This window comes from Ancylobacter sp. (assembly GCF_965249975.1).
In the GTDB taxonomy this organism is placed as follows: Bacteria; Pseudomonadota; Alphaproteobacteria; order Rhizobiales; family Xanthobacteraceae; genus Ancylobacter.
Genome location: NZ_CBDFNE010000015.1, coordinates 163755 through 184378 on the forward strand (window position 1 = coordinate 163755; position 20624 = coordinate 184378).

The window sequence follows — 20624 nt, forward strand, 5'->3', positions numbered from 1 at the left end:
ACGCTCCGACGGCGCGGCGCCGCTCAGAAGGGCGGCCACATCCGCGCCATCACCCCGTCGCGCTTGAGGAAGCGGTGGTAGAGCGCGGCGGCGATGTGCGCGAGCGCCAACACGCCCAGAAGCTGCGCCAGCAGGCCGTGCAGGCCGAGAATACGCTTGGCCAGCGCCTCGTCGGGCCCGATGAGCGCCGGCAGGTCGAAAAGGCCGAAGACGTTCAGCGCGGGATAGGCCGACACGCCCGCCCAGCCGAGCAGCGGCACGACGAGCAACAGCAGATAGAGCGCGGCATGCACGGCGGCGGAGGCGAGCCGCTCGAACGGAGTCAGCGGCGCCACCCGTGCCGGCTCCCCCCGGCGCAGCCGCACCAGCACCCGCAGCACCACCAGCCACAGGACGAGGAAGCCGACGAATTTGTGCAGGCTGTAAAGCGAGCCGGTCAGCGCATCGAAGCCGGTCGCTTCCCCGCGCGCCACCATATAGAGCCCGAGCGGGATGAGGCCGATCACCAGAACGCCGATCACCCAGTGCAAAGCGCGGGCGGTGGGGCCGTAGCGAAAGCGCGCCTCAGGCAGGTTCCGATCCGAAGCCGACATACGTCCCTCCCTCGCCGGTTCCGCGCAGATCACAGTCGCAGAGAATATTGCCGTCGTCGAGAAGATAGGTATCGACGCGCGGGCGCAGCGCCCCTTCCAGACCGTCAATGGGCCGCAACGCCAGGCCCGGCCGGCCGGAGCCGAGAATGATCGGCGCCACGCACACATGCAGCCGGTCGACCACCCCGGCATCGATGAAGCGCGAGACGGTCGAGGCCCCGCCCTCGACCAGAATGGTGCGATGGCCACGCGCCGCCAGCGCGGCGATGAGCTTAGCCGGCTTGAAAATGTCGGGCTCGTCCGGCGGGCCGATGCGCTCGACCGCCTCCGGCCAGCCGGCGTCATTATGGGTGAACACGATTCTGTGACAGCCGTCCGGGGCGAGCCATTTGGCGTCGCGCGGCGAGCGGCCGCTGCGGTCGATCACCGCCCGCGCCGGGCTGCGGCCGGGCACGCGGCGGGTGGTGAGGCGGGGGTTGTCGGCCACCACCGTGCCGACCCCGACCACCACCACATCGACAAGCGCGCGCAGTCGGTGAAGATGGTCGAGGCCACTCAGGCCGTTGATATCGCGTGATTTTCCTGTCGGCGTTGCGATCCGTCCGTCCAGCGACTGGCCGAGCTGGGCGATGACATAGGGCGCGGCGCGCGGCCGCAGCAGCGGTTCATAAAGTGCCGCCAGCGGGTCGATCGGTGTTTCGCGACGATTCACGCAAGGCCCCCCGCTTTGTGCATCTCGATCCTCTGAACGATCAAGGGCCGCCGGCGTTGCTGGTCCGTTGGCGCCCTATATCCGTAGCTACTACGTGCAAGACACGGAAATGGTGCAGCGGGAGAGATTTCAATGAGCAGCAGCGCGACGACCGCCGGCACGATTGCGAGCCTCTTCGGCGACGCCACCCTGACAGAGGCGGAGCGCGCCATCGCCGAAATGCGCGCCGGGCGGCCCGTCATCCTCGCCGAAGGCGGCCGGCTCTTCCTGGCGGCGAGCGCCGAATTCGCCGATGCAGAGCGGCTCGCGGCGCTGGACGCGCTTGTGGGCGGCGCGCTGCAACTGGTGCTCACCCCCGCCCGGCTACGGGCGCTGGGCCGGCCGGACGAAGCGCGGCCCATGGCGCTGCCGGTCTCGGAACTGGGGTCCGCGCGGGTGCGGGCCTTGAGCGCGCAGGATCTGGCTGGCGCCAAGGGGGAGGCGCTCGGCGCCGAACTTGTCGAGGCGCACGCGGCCGGTGCGGCGGCGCTGCATCTTGCCACCCTCGCTTTGATGTTGCCCGCCGTGCTCGTCGGCCCGCTCGCCCCGGCGGCGTTGACCCTGCCGGCGCTGACCGTGCGTGCCGAGGCGATCACCCGCTATGGCGAGGACCGGGCGACGCGGGTGGAGATCGTCTCCCGCGCCCCGGTGCCGCTGCTTACCGCGCGCAATTGCGAATTCGTCGTGTTCCGCGGCGGCGAGGGCATGCGCGAGCAGGTGGCGGTGGTGGTCGGCACGCCGGACCCGGCGCGGCCGGTGCTGGTGCGGCTGCATTCCGCCTGCCTCACCGGCGACCTCTTCGGCTCGCTGCGCTGCGACTGCGGGGACCAGCTGCGCACCACCGTCGCTACCATGGCGCAGGCGGGCGGCGGCGTGCTGCTCTATCTCGACCAGGAAGGGCGCGGCAACGGCATCTCCAACAAGATGCGCGCCTACCGGCTGCAGAGCGACGGGCTCGACACCTATGAGGCGGACGAGACGCTCGGCTTCGGCCTCGACGCCCGCCGGTTCGACTTTGCCGCCGCCATGCTGCGCCAGCTCGGCTATGAGCATGTGGTGCTGATGACCAACAACCCCGAGAAGATCGCGGCGCTGAGCCGTGCCGGACTGCAGGTCTCGGGCGTCGAGCGGCTCTATGGGCGGCGCGGTGCGGACAATATCCGCTACCTCGCCGCCAAGCGCGACCGCGCCGGGCATTTCCTCGATCTCGAGGCGCTCGACCATCACGCCCCCGCCTCCTGCGGCTAAGGCCGCACCCGGTTCCCCAAGGCCTTCGGCCCCGAAGGCCTCCCCTCGACCCCGGCACCTGCGCCGGGGTCTTTTTTTGCGCGCGGAGTCGGGAATATGTCGAATGCAATATGGCGACATTAAATTGTTGACACTTTGAACGAGAGGCGTAGGCTCTGCTCATGACCTCTTCCGCCGCCCATGATGTCAGCTTCCTGCGCCTCACCTCGCTGCCCATGCTGCTGGAGCGCGAGATCGAGAGCATGATCCTCGATGGTCGGCTGAGCGAGGGCGGACGGATCAACGAGAACCAGCTCGCCGCCACCTTCGGCGTCAGCCGCGGCCCGGTGCGCGAGGCGCTGCGCTCGCTGGAGGCGCTGGGCCTCGTCGAATTGCTGCCCAATCGCGGCGTGTTCATCCGCAGCCTCGACATCACCCAGGTGGTCGAGATGTATGGCGTGCGCGCCGCGCTGTTCGGCTATGCCGCGCAACTTCTCGCCGCGCGCGCCGAGCCGGAAGTGATCGCCCGGCTGCGCGGCATGCTGAATGAGATGGCCGACGCCGCGCAGGCGCATGATTTCGACCGCTACTACCCGCTCAACTTCGCCTTTCACGATTTCATCGTCGAGCGCGCCGGCAATGGCGTGCTCACCGCGCAGTATCGCGGGCTGGTGAAGCAGCTGCGGCTCTACCGCGCCGGCAATCTGATGACCGGCAACACGCTGGAGCTTTCCAACGAGGAACATGCGCGCATCGTCGCGGCCATTGAGGGCCGTGACGCCGCCAGCGCCTACCAGACGAGCTTCGACCATGTCGAGCGCGGCAAGGAGCGGCTTCTCGCCCGCTCCGTCCCCGCCGGCCTGGCCGAGGAACAAAGCGCCTGACCTGAAGCGTTCAAGGAGAGGCGCCCGGCCAAGGGCGCCCGACATCCGGCGACGCACGCCCGCGCCAAGGGGCGCGTGCCGCCGCAACCGTCACATCATCATCGGGAGATCGCCCGGCAGAGGCGGCCCCGCACTCCTGGGAGGAAGTCCATGCGAAAGACCCTGACCGGCTTTCTGAGCGCCGTGCTGGCCGTGGGGCTCGGTACGTTCAGCCTCAAGGCCGAACCCCTCGCCTATCCGCACAAGGTCGTCACCCTCGTCACCCATTCGAGCCCCGGCGGCGGCAGCGACGTGTTCCTGCGCGAATTGTCGAAATATCTCGGCAAGTATATCGGCGCCACCTTCATCGTCGAGAACGTGCAGGGCGGCAGCGGCGCCAAGGCGGTGGCGCGCGTCGCCGCCGCGCCGGCCGATGGCAGCGTGTTCTACGCCACCACGCCGACCTATATCTACACCTCGCTGCTCTCCAAGCCCTCCGCGACCTATAAGGACCTGGAGCCTCTGGTGAATCTGTTCGCCGACAGCGAGGTGATCTACACCCGCGCCGACGGGCCGTTCAAAACGCTGCAGGACGTGATCGACAAGGCCAAGAAGGAGCGCGGCCGCTGGGGCGCCGCCAACCCGGCCTCGCTGGAGCGCCAGGCCGCCGAGCAGCTCAAGCGCGCCGCCGGCGTGAACGCCGCCATCGTCACCCATGAGGGGGGCGGCGACATGATGCTGAACGTGCTCAACGGCACGCTCGACATCGGCATCGGCGAAATCCAGGAACTGCGTTCGCAGATCGACGCCGGGAAGATCCGCCTGCTCGCCACCTTCAACCCCGCGCGCATTCCGGAAAAGCCCGACGTGCCGACGGTGAAGGAAAGCGGCTTCGACGTGACGCTGGTGAAGTTCCGCGGCCTTGCCGGCCCCAAGGGCCTGCCGGACAATGTCACCAAGGTGTGGGACGAGGCGATCAAGAACGTGCTCGCCGACCCCGAGTACAAGGCGCGCTACACCGAAGAAGTTCTGGTGCCGAACTATATCCCGCACGCGCAGTACCAGGCGTTCATCACCAATTTCGCCGACACGACCGAGGCGTTCCTGAAGGAAACCGGCGCGGTGAAGTAGCCGCCGAGGCGACGCCGGCAGCCCCCGCCGGCGTCGCCGCTTGCCGCAATGCCCGCCCTGCGCGCCCCCACCCGGGCCGGGGCCGGCGGCACCTTCCGCCCTCCGAGGAACGGATCATGAGACAGGATTATCTCAGCGGCGGCGTGCTTCTCGCCCTCGCCGCGGCCTATTACGCCGCCACTGGCACCATCGCCGAGAGCACGCTGTCGGACGAGATCGGCGCCACCGGCCTGCCCCGGCTGCTGGCAATGCTGCTCGCCTTCATCGGGCTGGCGCTGCTGGTGCGCACCGCCCTCGCCGACCTTGCCGCCCGCCGCACGCGCGTGCCCCCGCTCGCGGCCGAGGAAGAGGAAGGTGCCTCGCTGCCGCGCGCCGTCGGCCTGCTGCTGATCGGCGGGGCCTATGTGCTGCTGCTGCCGTTCCTCGGCTATTTCCTTTCCGTCGCGATGCTGATCGGCGCGGTGGCCTTCTATGAGGGCGCCGCCCGCAGCTGGGTGCTGCCGACGGCCGCGCTGGGCGGGGCGACGCTGTACTGGGCGATCTTCGTCAAGCTGCTGGGGGTGCACCAGCCCGCCGGCTCCCTCTTTCAGGGATGGCTGTCGTGACCACCTTCTGGGATATCCTGCATCTTCTCACCGCCACACCGCTGGTGCTGGTCGCCATACTCGGGCTGACCTGGGGCATTCTCGGCGGCGCGCTGCCGGGCATTTCCGCCTCGATCACCATGGCGCTCGTGCTGCCCTTCACCTACACGATGGACCCGGCGATGGCGATCGCGCTGCTCGCCTGCGTCTATATCGGGGCGGAATATGGCGGCTCGATCCCGGCGATCCTGATCCGCACCCCCGGCACCAATTCCTCCGCCGCCACGGTCATCGATGGCTATGAGATGAACCGCCAGGGGCGGGCCGGCGAAGCGCTTGGCATCTCGCTGATGTCGGGCGTCGTCGGCAGCCTGTTCGGCCTCGCCATGCTGGCGCTGCTGACCGAGCCGCTGTCCTGGCTGGCGCTGGCCTTCCGCCCCACCTCCTATTTCGCGCTCGGCATTCTCGGCCTCAGCGTCATCGCCTCGATGAGCGGGGAATCGCTGCTCAAGGGCCTCGCCTCGGCGGTGATCGGGCTGATGATCGCCACCGTCGGCACCGACCCGATTTCCGGCGTCACCCGCTTCACCTTCGATGTGGCGGACCTCTTGAGCGGCGTCGAACCCGTGGTGGTGATGGTCGGGCTGTTCGCGCTGACTGAATTGATGAGCCAGTCCGGCTCCACCTCGGTCACCCAGCTCGGCAATTCGATCCGCATCCGGCTGCCTAGCTGGGACATGATGGCCCGGCTGCGCCGTTCGCAGATCATCGGCTGCATTCTCGGCCTGTTCGAGGGACTGACGCCGGGCGGAGGAGGCTCGGTCGCCGCGTTCATGTCCTATAATGAGGCGCGGCGCTGGTCGAAGACGCCGGAGAAGTTCGGCAAGGGCTCGGAAGAGGGCATCGCCGCGCCGGAGGCCGCCAACAACACGGTCGCCTCCACCGCGCTGATCCCGCTGCTCAGCTTCGGCATCCCCAGCTCCAACTCCACCGCGGTGCTGCTGGGCGGGCTGTTGATGCACGGGTTGCTGCCCGGCCCGCGCCTGTTCGAGCAGAACCCGCAGGTGATCGACAGCCTCTATGTCGGCTCGTTCATCGCCATCATCGCCCAGATCGGCGTCGGCGTGCTGATCCTGCCGGCCTGCGTGTGGCTGGTGAACCGGCCGCGCCCCTACCGCGCCGGCTTCATCCTCGCCCTCATCCTCTCCGGCCTGTTCACGCTCAACAACAGCCCGTTCGATCTCGGCCTTGCCCTCGCACTCGGGCTGGTCGGCTATCTCATGCGCATCGCCCGCTTCCCGGTGCTGCCGATGATTCTCGGCGTGGTGCTCGGCCATATGGTGGAATCGAGCTATCGCCGCTCGCTGGTGCTCTCCGGCGGTGATTTCCACATCTTCATCGAGGACCCGATCGCGGTGGGCCTGCTCGGCGCCGCCCTGTTCTTCATCGTCTTCTCGCTGGCGCGCGAATACCGCGATGCGCGCCGGACCCAGCTGCAGGAAACCCATTCGTGAACCAGCACCGCGCGCTCTCCGAGGATACCGTCGCCGGCCGTCTGGCACGCTTTGCCGCCAGCGCTGCCCCGCCCCCGGCCGCCGAGGCGGTGAGCCGGCGCCTGCTGCTCGATATCTGCGGCCTCGCCTTCGCCGCCCGGCACGAGCCTTACACAAGCGCCGCGCTGGCGAGCGCCGCCGGGACCGGGCCCTGCACCGCCATCGGCCATGCGCAGGGGCTGAACCTCTATGACGCCGCGCTGGTCAACGGCACGGCGGCGCATGGCGAGGATTATGACGACACGTTCGAGGGCGGCCCGGTGCATGCCGGCGTGGTGGTGGTGCCGGCCGCGCTCGCCCTCGCCCAGCATCGCGGCCTCGACGGCGCGGCGGTCATGCGCGCCATCGCCATCGGCGCCGAACTGATGAGCCGACTCAGCCTCGTGGCGCCGCAGGCGATCCACAAGGCCGGCTTCCACCCCACCGCGGTGATCGGCGCCATGGCGGCGGCGGCGGCAGCGGGGGCGGCGATCGGGCTCGACCGGGCGCGGCTCGCCCATGCGCTGGGCATAGCGGGCAGCCTCGCCTCCGGCATCATCGAATATCTCGCCGACGGTTCATGGACCAAGCGGCTGCACCCCGGCGCGGCGGCGCAGGCGGGGCTGCGCGCGGCGCTGCTGGCGGAAGGCGGCTTCAAGGGCCCAGCCAGCGTGTTCGAGGGTGACCACGGCTTCTTCCGCGCCTTCGCTCCCTCGAAGACGGCGAATTTCGCCCCGTTGCTGGAGGGGCTGGGCGACGAGTGGATCATGCCCACCATCGCCTTCAAGCCCTATGCCTGCGGAACCATGACCCAACCCTTCATCGACTGCGCCATCGCGCTCGCCGGCCAGGGGGTGCGGGCGGAGGAGATCGTCAGCCTCGTGTGCAAGGTCGGCGAGGGCACGGTGCACCGGCTCTGGGAACCGCTCGCCGCCAAGCAGGCGGTGCCGAATGGCTATGCCGCCAAATTCTCCACCCCCTTCTGCATGGCCGTCGGCTTTCTCGACGGCGCGGCCGGGCTGGTGCAGTTCACCGACGCGCAGACCGCACGTGCCGACGTGCGGGCGCTGGCGGCGAAGATTTCCTACGTCATCGACCCCGCGGACGAATATCCACGCAACTTCACCGGCCATCTGCGGGCGACGCTGACCGACGGTTCGGTGCGCGAAATCCGCCAGCCGCACATGCGCGGCGGCGCGCGCGAGCCGCTCTCGGACGCCGAGCTGCTGGCCAAGTTCAACGCCAACATCGCCTATGGCGGCGGCGACGCAGCCGCGGCGGAAGCCCTGCACGCCGCCATCGACGCCCTCGCCGCCGGCGGTAAGATAGCGCTGGGAGAGAGCGCATGAACGGATCAACCGCTGAGGTCGCTTCCCGCCCCGTCGCCATCGTCACCGGTGGTTCGCGCAATATCGGCCGCGCCATTGCTTTGGCGCTGGGGGCAGCGGGCATGGCGGTGGTCATCGTCGCGCGCTCGGACCGGAACGCGGCCGAGAAGGTGGTGCACGAGCTGGAGGCCATGGGCACGCCGGCGACGTCGGTGCTGGCCGATGTCGCCGGCGAGGCCGCTGCCGACCTCATCGTCGGCCACGCGCTGGAGCGCTTCGGCCGGCTCGATGTCCTCGTCAACAACGCCGCCGTCCGCCGCGAGAAGCCGGTGGAGGCGATGAGCCTGGCGGAATGGCGGGAGATCATCGGCATCTGCCTGGATGGAGCCTTCCTGCTCAGCCGCGCCGCCATTCCGCACCTCGCCGACTCGCCCGCCGGCGCCATCGTCAATATTGGCGGGCTCACCGCCTATACCGGCGCCCCGAACCGCGCCCATGTCGTCGCCGCCAAGGCGGGGCTGGACGGGCTGACCAAGGCGCTGGCGGTGGAGCTGGCGCCGCGCGGCATCACCGTCAATCTCGTCTCGCCCGGCCGCATCGGCACCGACCGCAGCCACGCCTCGGCGGAGAAGAACCCGGCGCACCATGCCCGCAACCAGACACTGCTGGGCCGCGAGGGCACGGCCGAGGAGGTGGCGGCGATGGTCGCCTATCTCGCCGGGCCGCAGGCACGCTTCGTCACCGGCCAGACGGTCCACGTCAATGGCGGCGCCTTCCTGCCGTGATCCGCGTCGGCCTCCCCCAACCGACTGAGCGCCGTCATGTTCGGTGATGTGAGCCTGTGGCATTACGCGCTGGTCGCCGCCGTCGCCTTTGTCGCCGGGGTGGCGGGCGGCGTCACCGGCTATGGGCCGGGGCTTTTGATGCCGCCGATCCTGCTGCCGATCATCGGCGCCGAAGCGGTGGTGCCGGTCATCGCGGTCTCCTCCATGCTGTCCAACACCAGCCGGCTCATCGCCTTCCGCCGCGCCTTCGACCCGCGCCGCGCCGCGCTCCTCGTCGCCTCGTCGCTGCCGACGGCGGCGCTGGGCGCCTATGGCTATACGCGCCTTTCAGGCGCCGGCGTGTCGGTGGTGATCGGCATGGTGCTGATGCTGGCGATCCCCACCCGCCACGGGCTGGCGCGGGTAAAGGGCCATCTCGCCGGCTCCGGCCTGGCCGTCGCGGGTGCCGGCTTCGGCCTCTTGATGGGCGGCACGGCGGGAACCGGCGTCGTGCTGCTCTCCATCCTGCTGGCGGCGGGGCTGAACGGGGCGGCCGTCATCGCCACCGATGCCGGCATCTCGCTGGTGCTCGGCGCGGTGAAAGTGGGGGTGTTCCAGGCGGCGGGGACTCTTCCCCTCGCCTCCTGGGTGTTGGCGGTGCTGATCGGGGTGGCGGCGACGCCGGGCGTGTTCCTGGCCAAGCGGCTGGTCGGCACCCTGTCCGAGGGCGCGCATCTGCGCGTGCTCGACGGCGTGGTAATCCTCGGCGGGCTGGCGCTCATCGTGCAGGGCGTGCGCGCGCTGATGGCGTGACGCTCCCGTGTGGCGTCAGTCCGCCGCCGGCTCGCCAAGAATTTGGCGGATCAGCGGAGCGGTCTGCGCCTCGGCGTTCATCTCATCCCGGTGATAGCGAAGCGCCGCCGCTCGCGCGCCCTTCAGCCAGTCTGCGTCGTGCAGGCGGGCGGCAAGCTGGTCCGCCCCCTGTTCCGGATCGGTCGGGTCGAAGGCTACCGATAGGGATTCAGGAAGGTAGCGCAGGCCCGGATTGCCCGCATAGGCGACGGCAAGGCCCGCAGCGATGTACTCGCCGACCTTGTTGGAGGCAGCGGAGAGAAAATACCTCTGCCAGAAGGGGCTCGCGTTCTCTGCTTCCGCCATCGGCGCCCAGTGAAGGCCGACATCGTAAGAGGGAAGCCGGCCAAGCAGCTCTGCCTTGGGCAGTTGCGCAAACACACGGTAACGCGGATGGGAAAGCAGCGCCCGTGCCTGCTCGCGCACCCCGGCCTGTCCGAAGAAATACCAATCGATATTGATGCCCTGCTCGCAAAGCCGCGCGAAGAACCGCCCCAGCCGGGTACGGTCCATTGCGAGGAGGGCATAGTAGGAGGAGCTGAAAACGATGCGCGGGCCGGCGGCTTCCATTTCCACCGGGATGGCATCGGCATGCGCCGTCACCGCCGAATCCTTCAGCGGCGCAGGACGTATCACGAAACCCTCTGCTTTCGATCGCCGCCAGTCGCGCTGGCGCCACTCCAGGCGAAGACTGCAGTCGCTGACGATGGCGTCGATCCCCGACGCCATCGCCCCCACCACCTTCATCTGGCGGTTGAGGTAGTAATCGGTCGAGTAGCTGACTACCTTTACCCGCCGCAACGGGTGCGCGCCCTTGTAGAGCAGCGCAGGAAAAGCCAGCTCCTGATCGGCAACGATCCAGTCCGGCCGGAATTTCGACAGCGTCCTGAACGCCCTGATGTGCCACTCGATGGTATTTGGCAGGCCCTTGAACCTGCCGGAGGTCGCCAGCGAGGCGAGAGAGATGCGCTCGTCCAGCAGCGCGTTTGGCGGCACCGGTCCCCCGAGCAGCACCTCGCCGCCCCGCTCGGCGAGCCCCTTCGCCAGGAAATGAAGCGCGGGAAAGGTGTTGACCTCGTAATAGGCGAGGACGGCGATCCGTGTCATGCCGCGACAGTTCCGGGTTGGGCGGCCGCGGGGCCTAGCCGCCCGCGCCTCTATCGGCTATCCGGCTGGCAGTCGACGCCTCGGTGATCCACTGAATACTGTACTATGGCACGCACGAACCATCTCCAACAACCCGCCACCGTTCCGCTTCACCGCGCCCGCCCGCGCGACTGGGTGGCGCTGGGCGTCATCGCCCTGCCCTGCGCGGTCTATGCGATGGACCTCACGGTGCTCAATCTCGCCGTGCCGCATCTCGCGCTCGATCTCGCGCCCTCGGCGGCGCAGCTTTTGTGGATCATCGATATTTACGGCTTCATGGTCGCCGGCGCGCTGATGCTGATGGGCACGCTGGGCGACCGCATCGGCCGGCGCAAGCTGCTGCTGATCGGCGCGGCGGCCTTCGCGCTCGCCTCGATCGTCGCCGCCATGGCGCGCAGCGCCGAGCAGCTCATCCTCGCCCGCGCCCTGCTTGGCCTTGCCGGGGCGACGCTGGCGCCCTCGACGCTCTCGCTCATCCGCAACATCTTCCTCGACGACCGCGAGCGCACCTTCGCCATCGGCGTGTGGATCGCCTGCTTCTCCGCAGGCGCGGCACTGGGGCCGCTGGTGGGCGGGGTGATCCTGACCTATTTCGGCTGGGGTGCGGTATTCCTCGCCGCCGTTCCCGTCATGCTCGCCCTTTTGGTCGCCGGGCCGCTGCTGCTGCCGGAATATCGTGACGAGAAGGCGGGCCGGCTCGACATTCTCAGCGCCGCCCAATCGGTCATCGCCGTGCTGGCGCTGGTCTATGGCATGAAGCGCGTCGCCGAGCATGGGCCGGGGCTGGAAGCGGCTGCGGCGCTGGCGCTGGGGCTTGTCGTCGCCGGCTTCTTTCTCGGCCGGCAGAAGCGCCTCGCTGACCCGATGATCGACCTCGCGCTGTTCGCCCATCCCGGCATCGGCGCGGCGCTGGCGATCAATGTGCTGGCGATGATGGGGGTGATGGGCATCTTCGTGTTCATCTCGCAATATCTGCAATTCGTGCTCGGCATGAGCCCGCTGGAGGCGGGGCTTTGGACCGCGCCTTCCGGCCTGTGCTTCGCCCTCGGCTCCATGGCGACGCCGCGCCTGGTGCGGCGCTGGCGGCCGGTGGACGTGCTCTCGGTAGGCCTCGTCTGCGCCATTGCCGGCTTCCTACTGCTCACCCAGCTGCGCGCGGAGCCCTCCATGGGGCTGCTGATGGGGGCCATCGTGCTGATGTGCCTCGGCCTGTCGCCGGCCGGCACCCTCACCACCGATCTGGTGATGCGCCTCGCCCCGCCCGAGCGCGCGGGGGCGGCCTCCGGCATCTCGGAAACCAGCTTCGAGTTCGGCGGCGCCATGGGCATCGCCGTGCTCGGCAGCCTGGTGGCGGCAAGCTACCGGCTGGGCATGGAGGCCGCGCCCCTGCCGGAAGGCATTCCCCCGGCGCTGCTGGAGCCGGCGCAGCGCACGCTGGACGCTGCCGTGTTCGGCGCGGCCAAGCTGCCCGAGCCGTTGGCAACGGCTTTGCTTCATGCTGCTTTCGGCGCCTTCTCCCACGCCGTCGACCTCGCGGCGCTCACCTGCGCCGCCTCGGCCGTGCTGGCGCTCATCGTCGCCCGCGCCCGGCTGACGCGGGTGCGGTAGGCGTCAGGCGCTGATCGCGTCGACAAGCCGGGCCAACATCACCCCGCAGCGGGCGAGCTGGTCGCGGCTGACATATTCGTCCGGCTTGTGCGCGTCGCGAATGTCGCCGGGGCCGCACACCACGGTGGGGATGCCGAGCTTCTCCCGGAACAGGCCGCCCTCGGTGCCGAAGGCGATCTTGCGCAGCGGGCCGGGACCGTTGAGCCGGCGCAGCAGCGCCACCACCTCGGCCTCCGGCGGCGTTTCCAGCCCAGGATAGGCGTTGACGATGTCGATGGAGACACCCGTGCCGGGAAAGCGCGCCTCGGCTGCCCGCGTCAGCTCGGCCGCCTTGTCGAACAGCCGGTCCATCAGCCGCGCCGGATCGTCGGTCGGCAGATTGCGGATCTCGAACTCCATCGTGCAGGCGTTGGGCACGATGTTGAGCGCGGTGCCGCCCTGGATGGTGCCGGCATGGACGGTGGTGAAGGGCACGGCATAGGCGTCGTCCTGCGGGCCCGCTGTGAGTTCGTCCTGCAGCGCCCGCATCTCGCCCAGCATGTCGGCGGCAAGGTGGATGGCATTCAGCCCTTCCGGGGCATGGCTGGAATGGCATTCCCGCCCCCGGCAGGTGAGCCGGGCCGCCAGCTTGCCCTTATGCGCGACCACGGTTTCCAGCATCGTCGGCTCGCCGATGATGCACAGTGCCGGCAGGTCGGGCGCGCCGACGAGCTGCTCGATCAGGCCGCGCACGCCGACGCAGCCGATCTCCTCGTCATAGCTGAAGGCAAGGTGCAACGGCCGTTCGAGCCGCCGCGTCGCTGCCAGTTCCGCCGCCGCGAGCGCGCAGGCCAGAAAGCCCTTCATGTCGCAGCTGCCGCGCCCGAGCAGTTGATCGCCCCGCGCGGTGAGCCGGAACGGATCGGTGCTCCACGCCTGCCCCTCGACGGGAACCACATCGGTATGGCCGGACAGCAGCACCCCGCCGCCGCCGGAGGGGCCGAGCACGGCGTGAAGATTGGCCTTGGTGCCGGCCGCATTGTGCACGAGCGTCAGCCGGGCGCCGAGCGGCGCCAGCAGCGCGCGGACAAAGTCGATGAGCGCGAGATTGGACTCGCGGCTGATGGTGGGAAAGGCGATCAGCCGTTCCAGAATGTCGATCGGGCGTGAAGTGTTCATCGGCGGCCGGCGCAAGCAAGACGGGACGCCCGCAGGGTGACGCCTCGGAGCGGCGCGGCAAAGCAGGAATTTCCAAGCCGCTGGATAGGAAAAACCGAAGCCAGCGCCGTCACGCGGCCGTGCGGGCGAAGGCGCGCTCGAAGCCGGCGGTGCGCGCCGCGATGTACTGCATGAAATCGTAGATCGGCCGTTCCAGATAGGAAAGATGGCCGGCACGGGCGCGGTCCGCCTTCATGCCGCGAAACACCTTCTCCGTGCAGCCGCGGTCCTCGACATTCACCTCGTCGAGCAGACCCTTCAACGTCGCGACATACTCGTCCGCCCGGGGATCGGCCATGAATTCCGGCGAGAGCCCGCCGCCGAACAGCAGCGACACCTTGTCGGGCCCCTGCGGGTGCAGCGACAGATACCAGAAATAGCCCGGCGTCAGGGTGATGAGGTGGCTGGGATAGAGCGCCAGCAGCGCCGTGGTCTTGCGCCAGCGTCCCTCCAGCCGCGTATTGGTGGGGTGAGCATTGCCGATCGGCAGCGAGGCTTCCTTGGTGATCCAGTGATAGTTGAACGCCGGCAGGCCCGGCGGACACTCCATCTCCTCCAGCTTGGAATGGCCGCCCACAGTGGCGGCGTGGCAGACCGGCAGGTGGTAGCTTTCCATGAAATTCTCGGCGAGCACCTTCCAGTTCGTGTCCCATACATGGGTCTCGCGAAAGCACTCGACATAGTTCTGCATCTGGTAGGGCGCGATCATCTCTTCCAGCGCCCCGAGGCTTTCCGCGACGCCGGGTCGGCCTTCGTCCAGCGTGACATAGATCCAGCCAAGCCATTCCTCGCAGCGAATGGAGGGGAGAGAATAGTCCTCCTTACAGAAGCCGCTGGTCTGCGCCATGAACGGCGCCCCGCGCAGCCGGCCGTCGAGACCGTAGGTCCAGGCGTGATAGGGGCAGACGATGGCACGCCGGCTGCCGGTCCCCTCCAGCAGGGTCGACATGCGGTGCAGGCAGACATTGGAGAAGGCGCGCAGCTGCCCTTCGCCGTCGCGCAGCACCATCACCGGCTGGCCGGCCAGCTCATAGGTCAGATAGTCGCCGGGATTTGCCAGCGAACTCGCCCGCCCGACGCACATCCATTCGCGGGCGAAGATGGTCTCCAGCTCGCGGGCGAGAAAATCCACGCTGGTATAGACGCCCGGCGGCATGGCGACCGCGTCCTCGAACGGACGGGCGGCGGCGGCAAGCAGCACGGCGGCGGGTGATAGGGCAGAGGGCGGCGGAAGGCTCATGCGTGTCATCCTCGGCGGGTATCCGGCCGCGCTCCGCCGGGAGGCGGCGGCCGGCTGCGTCAAAGGCTTGAACCCGAGGGTGCAACGCTCCTAACATAGATAAAAGCTCAATTATCCGAGCATCGAGACAGCTAGAATATGGTCCGCTACACGCTCCGCCAAATCGCCTATTTCCGCGCGGTGGCCGAGCAGGGAGGCATCGCCCAGGCGGCGCGGGTGCTCAACATCGCCCAACCCTCCATCGCCCAGGCGCTGGCAAAGCTGGAGCAGGCGCTCGGCCTCACCCTGTTCGAGCGCCACCATGCCCGCGGACTGACGCTGACCCTGCAGGGGCGGAGTTTTCTCGGCCATGCCACAGCGCTGGCGCTGGCCGCCGAGCAGGTGGAGCGCGAGGCGCGGGCGCTGGCGGCCGAGACCACGGGAGAGATCCGGCTCGGCGTGTTCTGGACGCTGGCGCCGTTCTATGCCGCCGACCTGATGCGGGATTTCGCGCGGCAGTCCCCGGGCGTCGTCATCCGGCAAAAGGAAATGGCGCTGACCCGCTTGCCGAAGCATTGCGCAGCGGCGAGATCGACCTCGCGCTCACCTATGATCGCGGCGCCGATCTCTCCGACCTTCCCCGGCTCGAACTCGCCGCGCTCCAACCCAGCGTGGTGGTGGCGGCCGACCACAGGCTGGCGCGGCGCCGCGCGGTCTCCTGGCACGAGCTGGCGGACGAACCCTATGTGATGCTCGACGGTCCGGGCAGCCGGGCCTATTTCGAGGAATTGCTGGCGGAAGGCGGCATCGCTCCGCCCATCGCCTATGTCTCGACCTCGCTGGAAGCGGTGCGCAGCGCGGTGGCGGCGGGCTTCGGCTTCACCCTGCTGGTGATGCGCCCGCCCTCCGCCACCACCTATGACGGGCGCCGGGTGAAGACGTTGCGGATTGCCGGGCCGGTGCGGCCGCTGCGCATCGTACTCGCCTCGCGCTACGGCGCCCGCGACGGCCTGCTGCGGCGTTTCGCCGATCATGCCGCCGCCTATTTTCACCGCGCCAATGGGCGCGAAGCCGGCTATGAGCCAGACGACGGACCGCATCCGCGCAACGGGAGACCACCAGCATGAACCAGCAGACCGGCAATATGCGCGTCGATGGCGGGCGGCTGTGGGAAAGCCTCATGGCGATGGCGCAGATCGGCCCCGGCATCGCTGGCGGCAACAACCGGCAGGCGCTGACCGACGCCGACCGCGAGGGGCGCCTGCTGTTCCAGCGCTGGTGCGAGGAGGCCGGAATGGTGGTCGGCATCGACGCCATGGGCTCGATGTTCGCCCGCCGCGAGGGCACGGATGCGCAGGCGCTTCCAATCCTCATCGGCTCGCATCTCGACACCCAGCCGACAGGCGGCAAGTTCGACGGCGTGCTCGGCGTGCTCGCCGCGCTGGAAGTGGTGCGCACGCTGAACGATCTCGGCATCCGCACCCGCCGGCCGGTGGAGGTGGTGAACTGGACCAATGAGGAAGGCTCGCGCTTTCCTCCCGCCATGGTCGCCTCCGGCGTCTATGCCGGCGTCCACACGCTGGACTGGGCCTATGATCGCACGGATGCCCAGGGACTGCGCTTCGGCGATGAACTGGAGCGCATCGGCTTCAAGGGCGAGGAACCGGTCGGCCAGCGCAAGGGCCACGCCTATTTCGAGCTGCATATCGAGCAGGGGCCGATCCTGGAAGAAGAAGGCGTCGATATCGGCATCGTCACCCATGGCCAGGGGCTGCGCTGGGTGGAGGTGACGCTCACCGGGCGCGAGGCCCATACCGGCACCACGCCGATGGACCGCCGGCTCAACGCCAGCCTCGGCGCGGCGCGCATCATCGACCGCATCGAAGCGATCACCCGCGCGCACGGGCCGAAGGCGGTCGGCGGGGTGGGTCAGCTGGTCTTCGCGCCGAACTCGCGCAACATCCTGCCGGGCAAGGTGGTGTTCACCGCCGATCTGCGCCATCCCGAGCTGGCGGCGCTTAACTCCATGGGGGAGCAGGTGAAAGAGGCGGCGCGCGCCATTGGCGCGGAACTCGGCGTCGGGGTGGCGATCGCGGAGGTCGGCGCCTTCGACCCCACCGCCTTCGACGAGGATTTGCTGGCCGACCTGCGCGCGGCGGCCGAGCGGCTCGGCTATTCCCACCGCGACATGGTCTCGGGTGCCGGGCACGACGCGTGCTGGGTGGCGAAGACGATGCCCTCGGCCATGATCTTCTGTCCCTGCGTCGACGGGCTCAGCCACAACGAGGCAGAGGACATCACGCCGGCATGGGCCGGCGCCGGCACCGATGTGCTGCTGCAGGCCGTGCTGCAAGCGGCGGAAGTGGTGGAATAGGGGGCGCGCTCCGCCCTCATGCCCGGGTGTGACCCGGGGATGAGGGCGTGTGAGAGGGATAGGCCCCCCGCTCACCCCTTGCGCCAGAGCGCGGCGCCGCCGGTGAGGCCGGCATCGTTGCTGGCGAGGCTGACATTGGCCGGCAGCTCGATCTCGACATGCTTGGCATTGCCGCCGCCGAGATAGAGATGGTCGTAGTGCAGCAGCACATAGAGCAGCTCGATCACCCGCTTCACATGGTGATTCCAGTGGTGTTTGCCGTGTGATTCATAGGCGGCCACGCCGAGATATTCGTCATAGGTCAGGTTGTCGTGCACCGGATGGTGCGCCAGCTCCATATGCGGCATGAGATCGCCGTCGCGGAACAGCGCCGTGCCGCAGCCGGTGCCGAGCGTCATCACCAGTTCCAGCCCCTTGCCGGAAATGATGCCATAGCCCTGCATCTCGGCATCGTTGATCAGCCTTGCCGGCGCCTTGAGGCGCGCCGCCATCGCATCCGCCAGCGCGAAGCCCGCCCACAGCTCGGTGCCGAGGTTCGGCGCGGTCAGTACCCGGCCGTTGCGCACCACGCCGGGAAAACCGATGGAGATGCGGTCAAAGGCCGGCAGCTTGGCCGCCATGCCGACATAGGCATCGAGCAGCGCCTCCGGGTGGCAGGGATGGGGCGTGTCGACCTTCTCGCGCTCGGACAGCATGGTGCCGTGATCGTCGATGACCGCGCATTTCAGCCCGGTGCCGCCGACATCCGCCGCCAGAATGCCGGGTTTTGCCGCCGCGCCTGCGGTGCTCGTTGCGTCCGTCATGCCTGCCCTCCCTCGACATCGCTACGCGCGGGCTCCGCGACCCGCCGGCTCACTTCCGGCTCATCCGCCGCCGCGTGGAACAGCGTTCCGTCGCCGTCGACGACGACGCTGTAATCCTCGCCTTCCCATTTGTCCGCTTCAGGCCAGAAGAAGGTGAAGCGCAGATGACGGCCGTGGTGGCGCAGCGTGGTCGGCAGATCGACGATGTGCAGGCCGAAGCTGGTGGGCTGGGTCGGCGTGTCCTGGCTGGTCGTCCAGCCGTCGAGCGACCAGTGGATGACGGCGGGCGCCGGCAGCTCGATGCGCAGGGAAAGGCCGGCGGGCAGCGAGCGGAGCTTCTGGTTGAAGTGCCAGAGCCGGCGCGGCGAGGTGACCTTGTCGACGAGATAGCGCTGCACCGTCTGCGGTGGTGTGTCGAACACCTTGCCGTCATGCAGCGAGCGCATCAGCTTGATGTGCTCGGCATGGGCCCAGACCAGCGGCATGGCGCTGCCCGACGGCCGGCCCTTGTAGAGCTCGCGCTCGGGAATGTCGTCCTGGTCCCACACCTGTTCGGGCAGCAGGCCGCCCGGCCCAGCGCAATCCTCCAGCGTGACCAGAAGCTGGCCAGCGCGCACCAGATTGCCGGCGGCGATCTCGTAATGCGCCCGCTCGCCGGTGAGCAGCGGCCAGGCGCGGCCGATGCCGGTGCCGTCGAAGGGCGAGCCGTCCTCATGCTCGCCATAGCCGTCGCCATTGTAGCGGTACCAGACCGGCCCCTGCGGCAGTTCCACCTTGAGAACGGCGTCGATGGCCTTGATGGTGTCGAGGATGCGCGGATCATTCGGTGCGCGTAGGCCGAAGCGCACCAGCGCCAGCGCGTCCGGCGAGATCAGCTGCGCCGCCGGCCGGTCGGTATCGGCGGGCGGGCGGTTCTTCACCGGCACGAAGCCGTCGAGCGGGGAAGCCGCGTCCGCCGTCTCCGGCGGGGCGATGCGCACATAATAGCCCTCGACGCCGAGCCGGTCGGCGAGGTCGGTGCCGGTGGCGAAGGTCCAGTGCTCGATGGAGTCGTTCCACGCATCGGCCTTCTCGCGCAGATAGCGCGCATCCGCGCTCCGGCCGGCGATATCCATCATGTCGGCGGCGGCAAGCAGCGCGGAGATTTCCGCCGCCAAGGTAAAGGGCGAATAGCCGGCATCCTCCTCCCAGCGGTCTTGGCCGGTGACGGGGCCGTTGAGGACGATGAAGCGCGCGGCGCGCGTGATCATGTCCATGTAGCTGTCGAGTTCGCCATGGGCGAAATGGCCGCTGCGGCGGATCATGTCGGCGAGCAGGATCGGGAAGGCGCATTCGTCCATCTGCACGCCGCCCCAATAGGGTACGCCGTCCAGCCAGACATTCTGCGACCAGTGGCCGTCCGCCTCCTGTATAGCGCGGAGATAGCCGAGCACGGACTTTGCCTCGTCATAGGCGCCCGCTGCCAGCAGGCCGCCGGCATTCTCGACGAGATCGCGCGGCCAGACGAGGTGATAGCCGCCGAGATCCTCGTCGCCCTTGTTGAAGCCCCAGGGGATGGAGAGGCTGGCGATGATGGCGCCCGGCATCGAATAGGGCTGGTGGGTGGCGAGCACGATGGTGCTGGCGCGGTAGGCATTGATGTTGGAGCGGCCCTGCGGATGGTCGAGCGGCATGAGCGTGCTCTGCCAGTTGCGCCAGCCCTGCACATAGGTGCGGCGCAGTTCCTCGAAGCCTTCCTGCAGGCTGCACACGGCCCGGAAGCCCGCTTCCTCCGGCCGGGCGCCGAAGCCGAGCGCCACCAGCATCTCGCCATTGCAGGCGGCAAGGTCGATCTCGGCGCTGAGCGCGACATTTCCGGACTCGGCGCGGCGATAGCGCTCTTCCAGTTGACCGTGGCGGCTGAGCTGCTGCCAGCCGTCGGAGGTGCCGACATAGCCCACCGAACGCGCCTTCCACGGCACCGAGCAGGCGAGCGCCAGCGACTGGCCCCGCCGGCCGGAGGCGAACAGCATCGGCGTGCCCTTGTAGTCGCCGACCCAGCCGGTGTTGTCCGCCCCGGCATTGATGAGGTGCGGCGCCAGCAGCGCGAACAGGCGATAATCCGAGATGTCGCCGATCAGCGCCTCGAAGGTCACCTTCTGGATCAGCACCTCGCGGCGCGGATCGGTGAGAATCTGCTTCTGGATGCGCCAGCGCCCGTCATGGGCGGTGTTGAGCAGGTGATAGGCGGGCACGCCATGTTCGAGCACGCCGACCTCATGGTCGGCATCGCGCTTCTCCTCGGCGAAATAGCCGTCCGGCCCGGTGACGAGGAAGCCGAAATCGCGGGTGCAGGCGGTGTCGACGCGGGGATAGTAGATCTCGTTGAGAATGCCGTGGCTGAGGGTGAACCACAGCCGGCTCGCCGCCGTGCGCGCCGTGCCGACGCCCACCTTGGCGCTCGAGGTCCAGCGTGCCGGGCCGCCGGGGCCGCCGGGCGGTACAAGTTCTCCATCGTCACTCATGGCGTTACCCCCAACTCACGTCCCTTGAGGGACGATCTTGCCAACGGACGTACCGGATCGGTCCGGCGCGCCTGTCTCCCTGTGGCCCCAGCGGGGAACCTGCGGGGAATTTCCGGTGCGGTCAATCGCCATGGCCGGCGTGGGCACG

Annotated in this window: 18 protein-coding genes and 1 pseudogene; 12 read left to right on the forward strand and 7 right to left on the reverse strand. The window is 68.8% G+C overall.

Features of this window, described 5'->3' with window-relative positions; all coding sequences use genetic code 11:
* Window positions 1-23: 23 nt before the first annotated feature.
* Window positions 24-593, reverse strand: coding sequence for a cytochrome b (locus ACP2AH_RS11615; RefSeq protein ID WP_425105943.1), 570 nt, complete (start codon window positions 591-593; stop codon window positions 24-26).
* Window positions 565-1305, reverse strand: a complete 741-nt coding sequence (locus tag ACP2AH_RS11620; RefSeq protein ID WP_425105944.1) for a RibD family protein — start codon at window positions 1303-1305, stop codon at window positions 565-567. The genes ACP2AH_RS11615 and ACP2AH_RS11620 overlap by 29 nt, the downstream gene beginning before the upstream one ends.
* Before the next feature lie 132 nt (window positions 1306-1437).
* Between ACP2AH_RS11620 and ribA the strand changes: the two genes are divergently transcribed.
* The 8 genes from ribA (at window position 1438) to ACP2AH_RS11660 (ending at window position 9586) form a co-directional block, all read left to right on the forward strand.
* Entirely contained in the window at window positions 1438-2592 is a 1155-nt protein-coding gene (ribA, locus tag ACP2AH_RS11625; protein WP_425105945.1) for a GTP cyclohydrolase II RibA, read from the forward strand.
* A gap of 161 nt (window positions 2593-2753) precedes the next feature.
* A complete protein-coding gene (locus ACP2AH_RS11630) occupies window positions 2754-3455 on the forward strand; it encodes an FCD domain-containing protein (RefSeq protein ID WP_425105946.1) in 702 nt (233 codons plus the stop codon).
* A gap of 150 nt (window positions 3456-3605) precedes the next feature.
* Window positions 3606-4565, forward strand: coding sequence for a tripartite tricarboxylate transporter substrate binding protein (locus ACP2AH_RS11635; RefSeq protein ID WP_425105948.1), 960 nt, complete (start codon window positions 3606-3608; stop codon window positions 4563-4565).
* Window positions 4566-4681: 116 nt separating this feature from the next.
* Window positions 4682-5170, forward strand: coding sequence for a tripartite tricarboxylate transporter TctB family protein (locus tag ACP2AH_RS11640; RefSeq protein ID WP_425105949.1), 489 nt, complete (start codon window positions 4682-4684; stop codon window positions 5168-5170).
* The gene (locus ACP2AH_RS11645) at window positions 5158-6663 is read left to right on the forward strand and encodes a tripartite tricarboxylate transporter permease (RefSeq protein WP_425105950.1); all 1506 of its coding nucleotides are present in this window, start codon (window positions 5158-5160) and stop codon (window positions 6661-6663) included. Before ACP2AH_RS11640 ends, ACP2AH_RS11645 begins: the two co-directional genes overlap by 13 nt.
* Entirely contained in the window at window positions 6660-8030 is a 1371-nt protein-coding gene (locus tag ACP2AH_RS11650; RefSeq protein ID WP_425105951.1) for an MmgE/PrpD family protein, read from the forward strand. The genes ACP2AH_RS11645 and ACP2AH_RS11650 overlap by 4 nt, the downstream gene beginning before the upstream one ends.
* Entirely contained in the window at window positions 8027-8794 is a 768-nt protein-coding gene (locus ACP2AH_RS11655; RefSeq protein ID WP_425105952.1) for an SDR family NAD(P)-dependent oxidoreductase, read from the forward strand. Before ACP2AH_RS11650 ends, ACP2AH_RS11655 begins: the two co-directional genes overlap by 4 nt.
* Before the next feature lie 36 nt (window positions 8795-8830).
* A complete protein-coding gene (locus ACP2AH_RS11660; RefSeq protein ID WP_425105954.1) occupies window positions 8831-9586 on the forward strand; it encodes a sulfite exporter TauE/SafE family protein in 756 nt (251 codons plus the stop codon).
* Window positions 9587-9601: 15 nt separating this feature from the next.
* On the opposite strand, the gene ACP2AH_RS11665 is transcribed toward ACP2AH_RS11660, so the two are convergent.
* On the reverse strand, window positions 9602-10732 hold the full coding sequence (locus tag ACP2AH_RS11665; protein WP_425105955.1) for a hypothetical protein: 1131 nt from the start codon (window positions 10730-10732) through the stop codon (window positions 9602-9604).
* 105 nt (window positions 10733-10837) lie between these two features.
* Here ACP2AH_RS11665 and ACP2AH_RS11670 point away from each other — a divergent pair, with 105 nt between their 5' ends.
* Window positions 10838-12379 (forward strand): MFS transporter, encoded by a 1542-nt coding sequence (locus ACP2AH_RS11670; RefSeq protein WP_425105956.1) that lies wholly within the window; start codon window positions 10838-10840, stop codon window positions 12377-12379.
* Window positions 12380-12382: 3 nt separating this feature from the next.
* Here the strand turns inward: ACP2AH_RS11670 and argE are convergent, their stop codons facing one another.
* On the reverse strand, window positions 12383-13537 hold the full coding sequence (argE, locus tag ACP2AH_RS11675; RefSeq protein ID WP_425105957.1) for an acetylornithine deacetylase: 1155 nt from the start codon (window positions 13535-13537) through the stop codon (window positions 12383-12385).
* 109 nt (window positions 13538-13646) lie between these two features.
* Window positions 13647-14816, reverse strand: a complete 1170-nt coding sequence (locus ACP2AH_RS11680; RefSeq protein WP_425105958.1) for an aromatic ring-hydroxylating oxygenase subunit alpha — start codon at window positions 14814-14816, stop codon at window positions 13647-13649.
* A gap of 138 nt (window positions 14817-14954) precedes the next feature.
* Here ACP2AH_RS11680 and ACP2AH_RS11685 point away from each other — a divergent pair.
* The 3 genes and pseudogenes from ACP2AH_RS11685 to ACP2AH_RS11695 all read left to right on the forward strand — a co-directional run.
* Window positions 14955-15140 (forward strand): annotated as a pseudogene (locus ACP2AH_RS11685) (helix-turn-helix domain-containing protein); the annotation flags it as partial.
* Window positions 15141-15370: 230 nt separating this feature from the next.
* On the forward strand, window positions 15371-15922 hold the full coding sequence (locus ACP2AH_RS11690; protein WP_425105959.1) for a LysR substrate-binding domain-containing protein: 552 nt from the start codon (window positions 15371-15373) through the stop codon (window positions 15920-15922).
* Window positions 15919-17169: a Zn-dependent hydrolase gene (locus ACP2AH_RS11695; protein WP_425105960.1), complete on the forward strand. Its 1251-nt coding sequence runs from the start codon at window positions 15919-15921 to the stop codon at window positions 17167-17169. Before ACP2AH_RS11690 ends, ACP2AH_RS11695 begins: the two co-directional genes overlap by 4 nt.
* A gap of 71 nt (window positions 17170-17240) precedes the next feature.
* On the opposite strand, the gene ACP2AH_RS11700 is transcribed toward ACP2AH_RS11695, so the two are convergent.
* Both ACP2AH_RS11700 and ACP2AH_RS11705 read right to left on the reverse strand, forming a co-directional pair.
* Window positions 17241-17972: an ROK family protein gene (locus tag ACP2AH_RS11700; protein ID WP_425105961.1), complete on the reverse strand. Its 732-nt coding sequence runs from the start codon at window positions 17970-17972 to the stop codon at window positions 17241-17243.
* Window positions 17969-20476 carry a glucan 1,4-alpha-glucosidase gene (locus ACP2AH_RS11705; RefSeq protein ID WP_425105962.1) on the reverse strand — a complete coding sequence of 836 codons (2508 nt, stop codon included), beginning with the start codon at window positions 20474-20476 and terminating at the stop codon, window positions 17969-17971. Before ACP2AH_RS11705 ends, ACP2AH_RS11700 begins: the two co-directional genes overlap by 4 nt.
* Window positions 20477-20624 lie beyond the last annotated feature (148 nt).

Bases quoted from the DNA above. Each gene is read 5' to 3' on its own strand.
- ACP2AH_RS11615 (WP_425105943.1), bottom strand. From the start codon at position 593: ATGTCGGCTTCGGATCGGAACCTGCCTGAGGCGCGCTTTCGCTACGGC.
- ribA (WP_425105945.1), top strand. From the start codon at position 1,438: ATGAGCAGCAGCGCGACGACCGCCGGCACGATTGCGAGCCTCTTCGGC.
- ACP2AH_RS11630 (WP_425105946.1), top strand. From the start codon at position 2,754: ATGACCTCTTCCGCCGCCCATGATGTCAGCTTCCTGCGCCTCACCTCG.
- ACP2AH_RS11635 (WP_425105948.1), top strand. From the start codon at position 3,606: ATGCGAAAGACCCTGACCGGCTTTCTGAGCGCCGTGCTGGCCGTGGGG.
- ACP2AH_RS11640 (WP_425105949.1), top strand. From the start codon at position 4,682: ATGAGACAGGATTATCTCAGCGGCGGCGTGCTTCTCGCCCTCGCCGCG.
- ACP2AH_RS11645 (WP_425105950.1), top strand. From the start codon at position 5,158: ATGGCTGTCGTGACCACCTTCTGGGATATCCTGCATCTTCTCACCGCC.
- ACP2AH_RS11655 (WP_425105952.1), top strand. From the start codon at position 8,027: ATGAACGGATCAACCGCTGAGGTCGCTTCCCGCCCCGTCGCCATCGTC.
- ACP2AH_RS11660 (WP_425105954.1), top strand. From the start codon at position 8,831: ATGTTCGGTGATGTGAGCCTGTGGCATTACGCGCTGGTCGCCGCCGTC.
- ACP2AH_RS11665 (WP_425105955.1), bottom strand. From the start codon at position 10,732: ATGACACGGATCGCCGTCCTCGCCTATTACGAGGTCAACACCTTTCCC.
- ACP2AH_RS11670 (WP_425105956.1), top strand. From the start codon at position 10,838: ATGGCACGCACGAACCATCTCCAACAACCCGCCACCGTTCCGCTTCAC.
- argE (WP_425105957.1), bottom strand. From the start codon at position 13,537: ATGAACACTTCACGCCCGATCGACATTCTGGAACGGCTGATCGCCTTT.
- ACP2AH_RS11680 (WP_425105958.1), bottom strand. From the start codon at position 14,816: ATGAGCCTTCCGCCGCCCTCTGCCCTATCACCCGCCGCCGTGCTGCTT.
- ACP2AH_RS11695 (WP_425105960.1), top strand. From the start codon at position 15,919: ATGAACCAGCAGACCGGCAATATGCGCGTCGATGGCGGGCGGCTGTGG.
- ACP2AH_RS11700 (WP_425105961.1), bottom strand. From the start codon at position 17,972: ATGACGGACGCAACGAGCACCGCAGGCGCGGCGGCAAAACCCGGCATT.
- ACP2AH_RS11705 (WP_425105962.1), bottom strand. From the start codon at position 20,476: ATGAGTGACGATGGAGAACTTGTACCGCCCGGCGGCCCCGGCGGCCCG.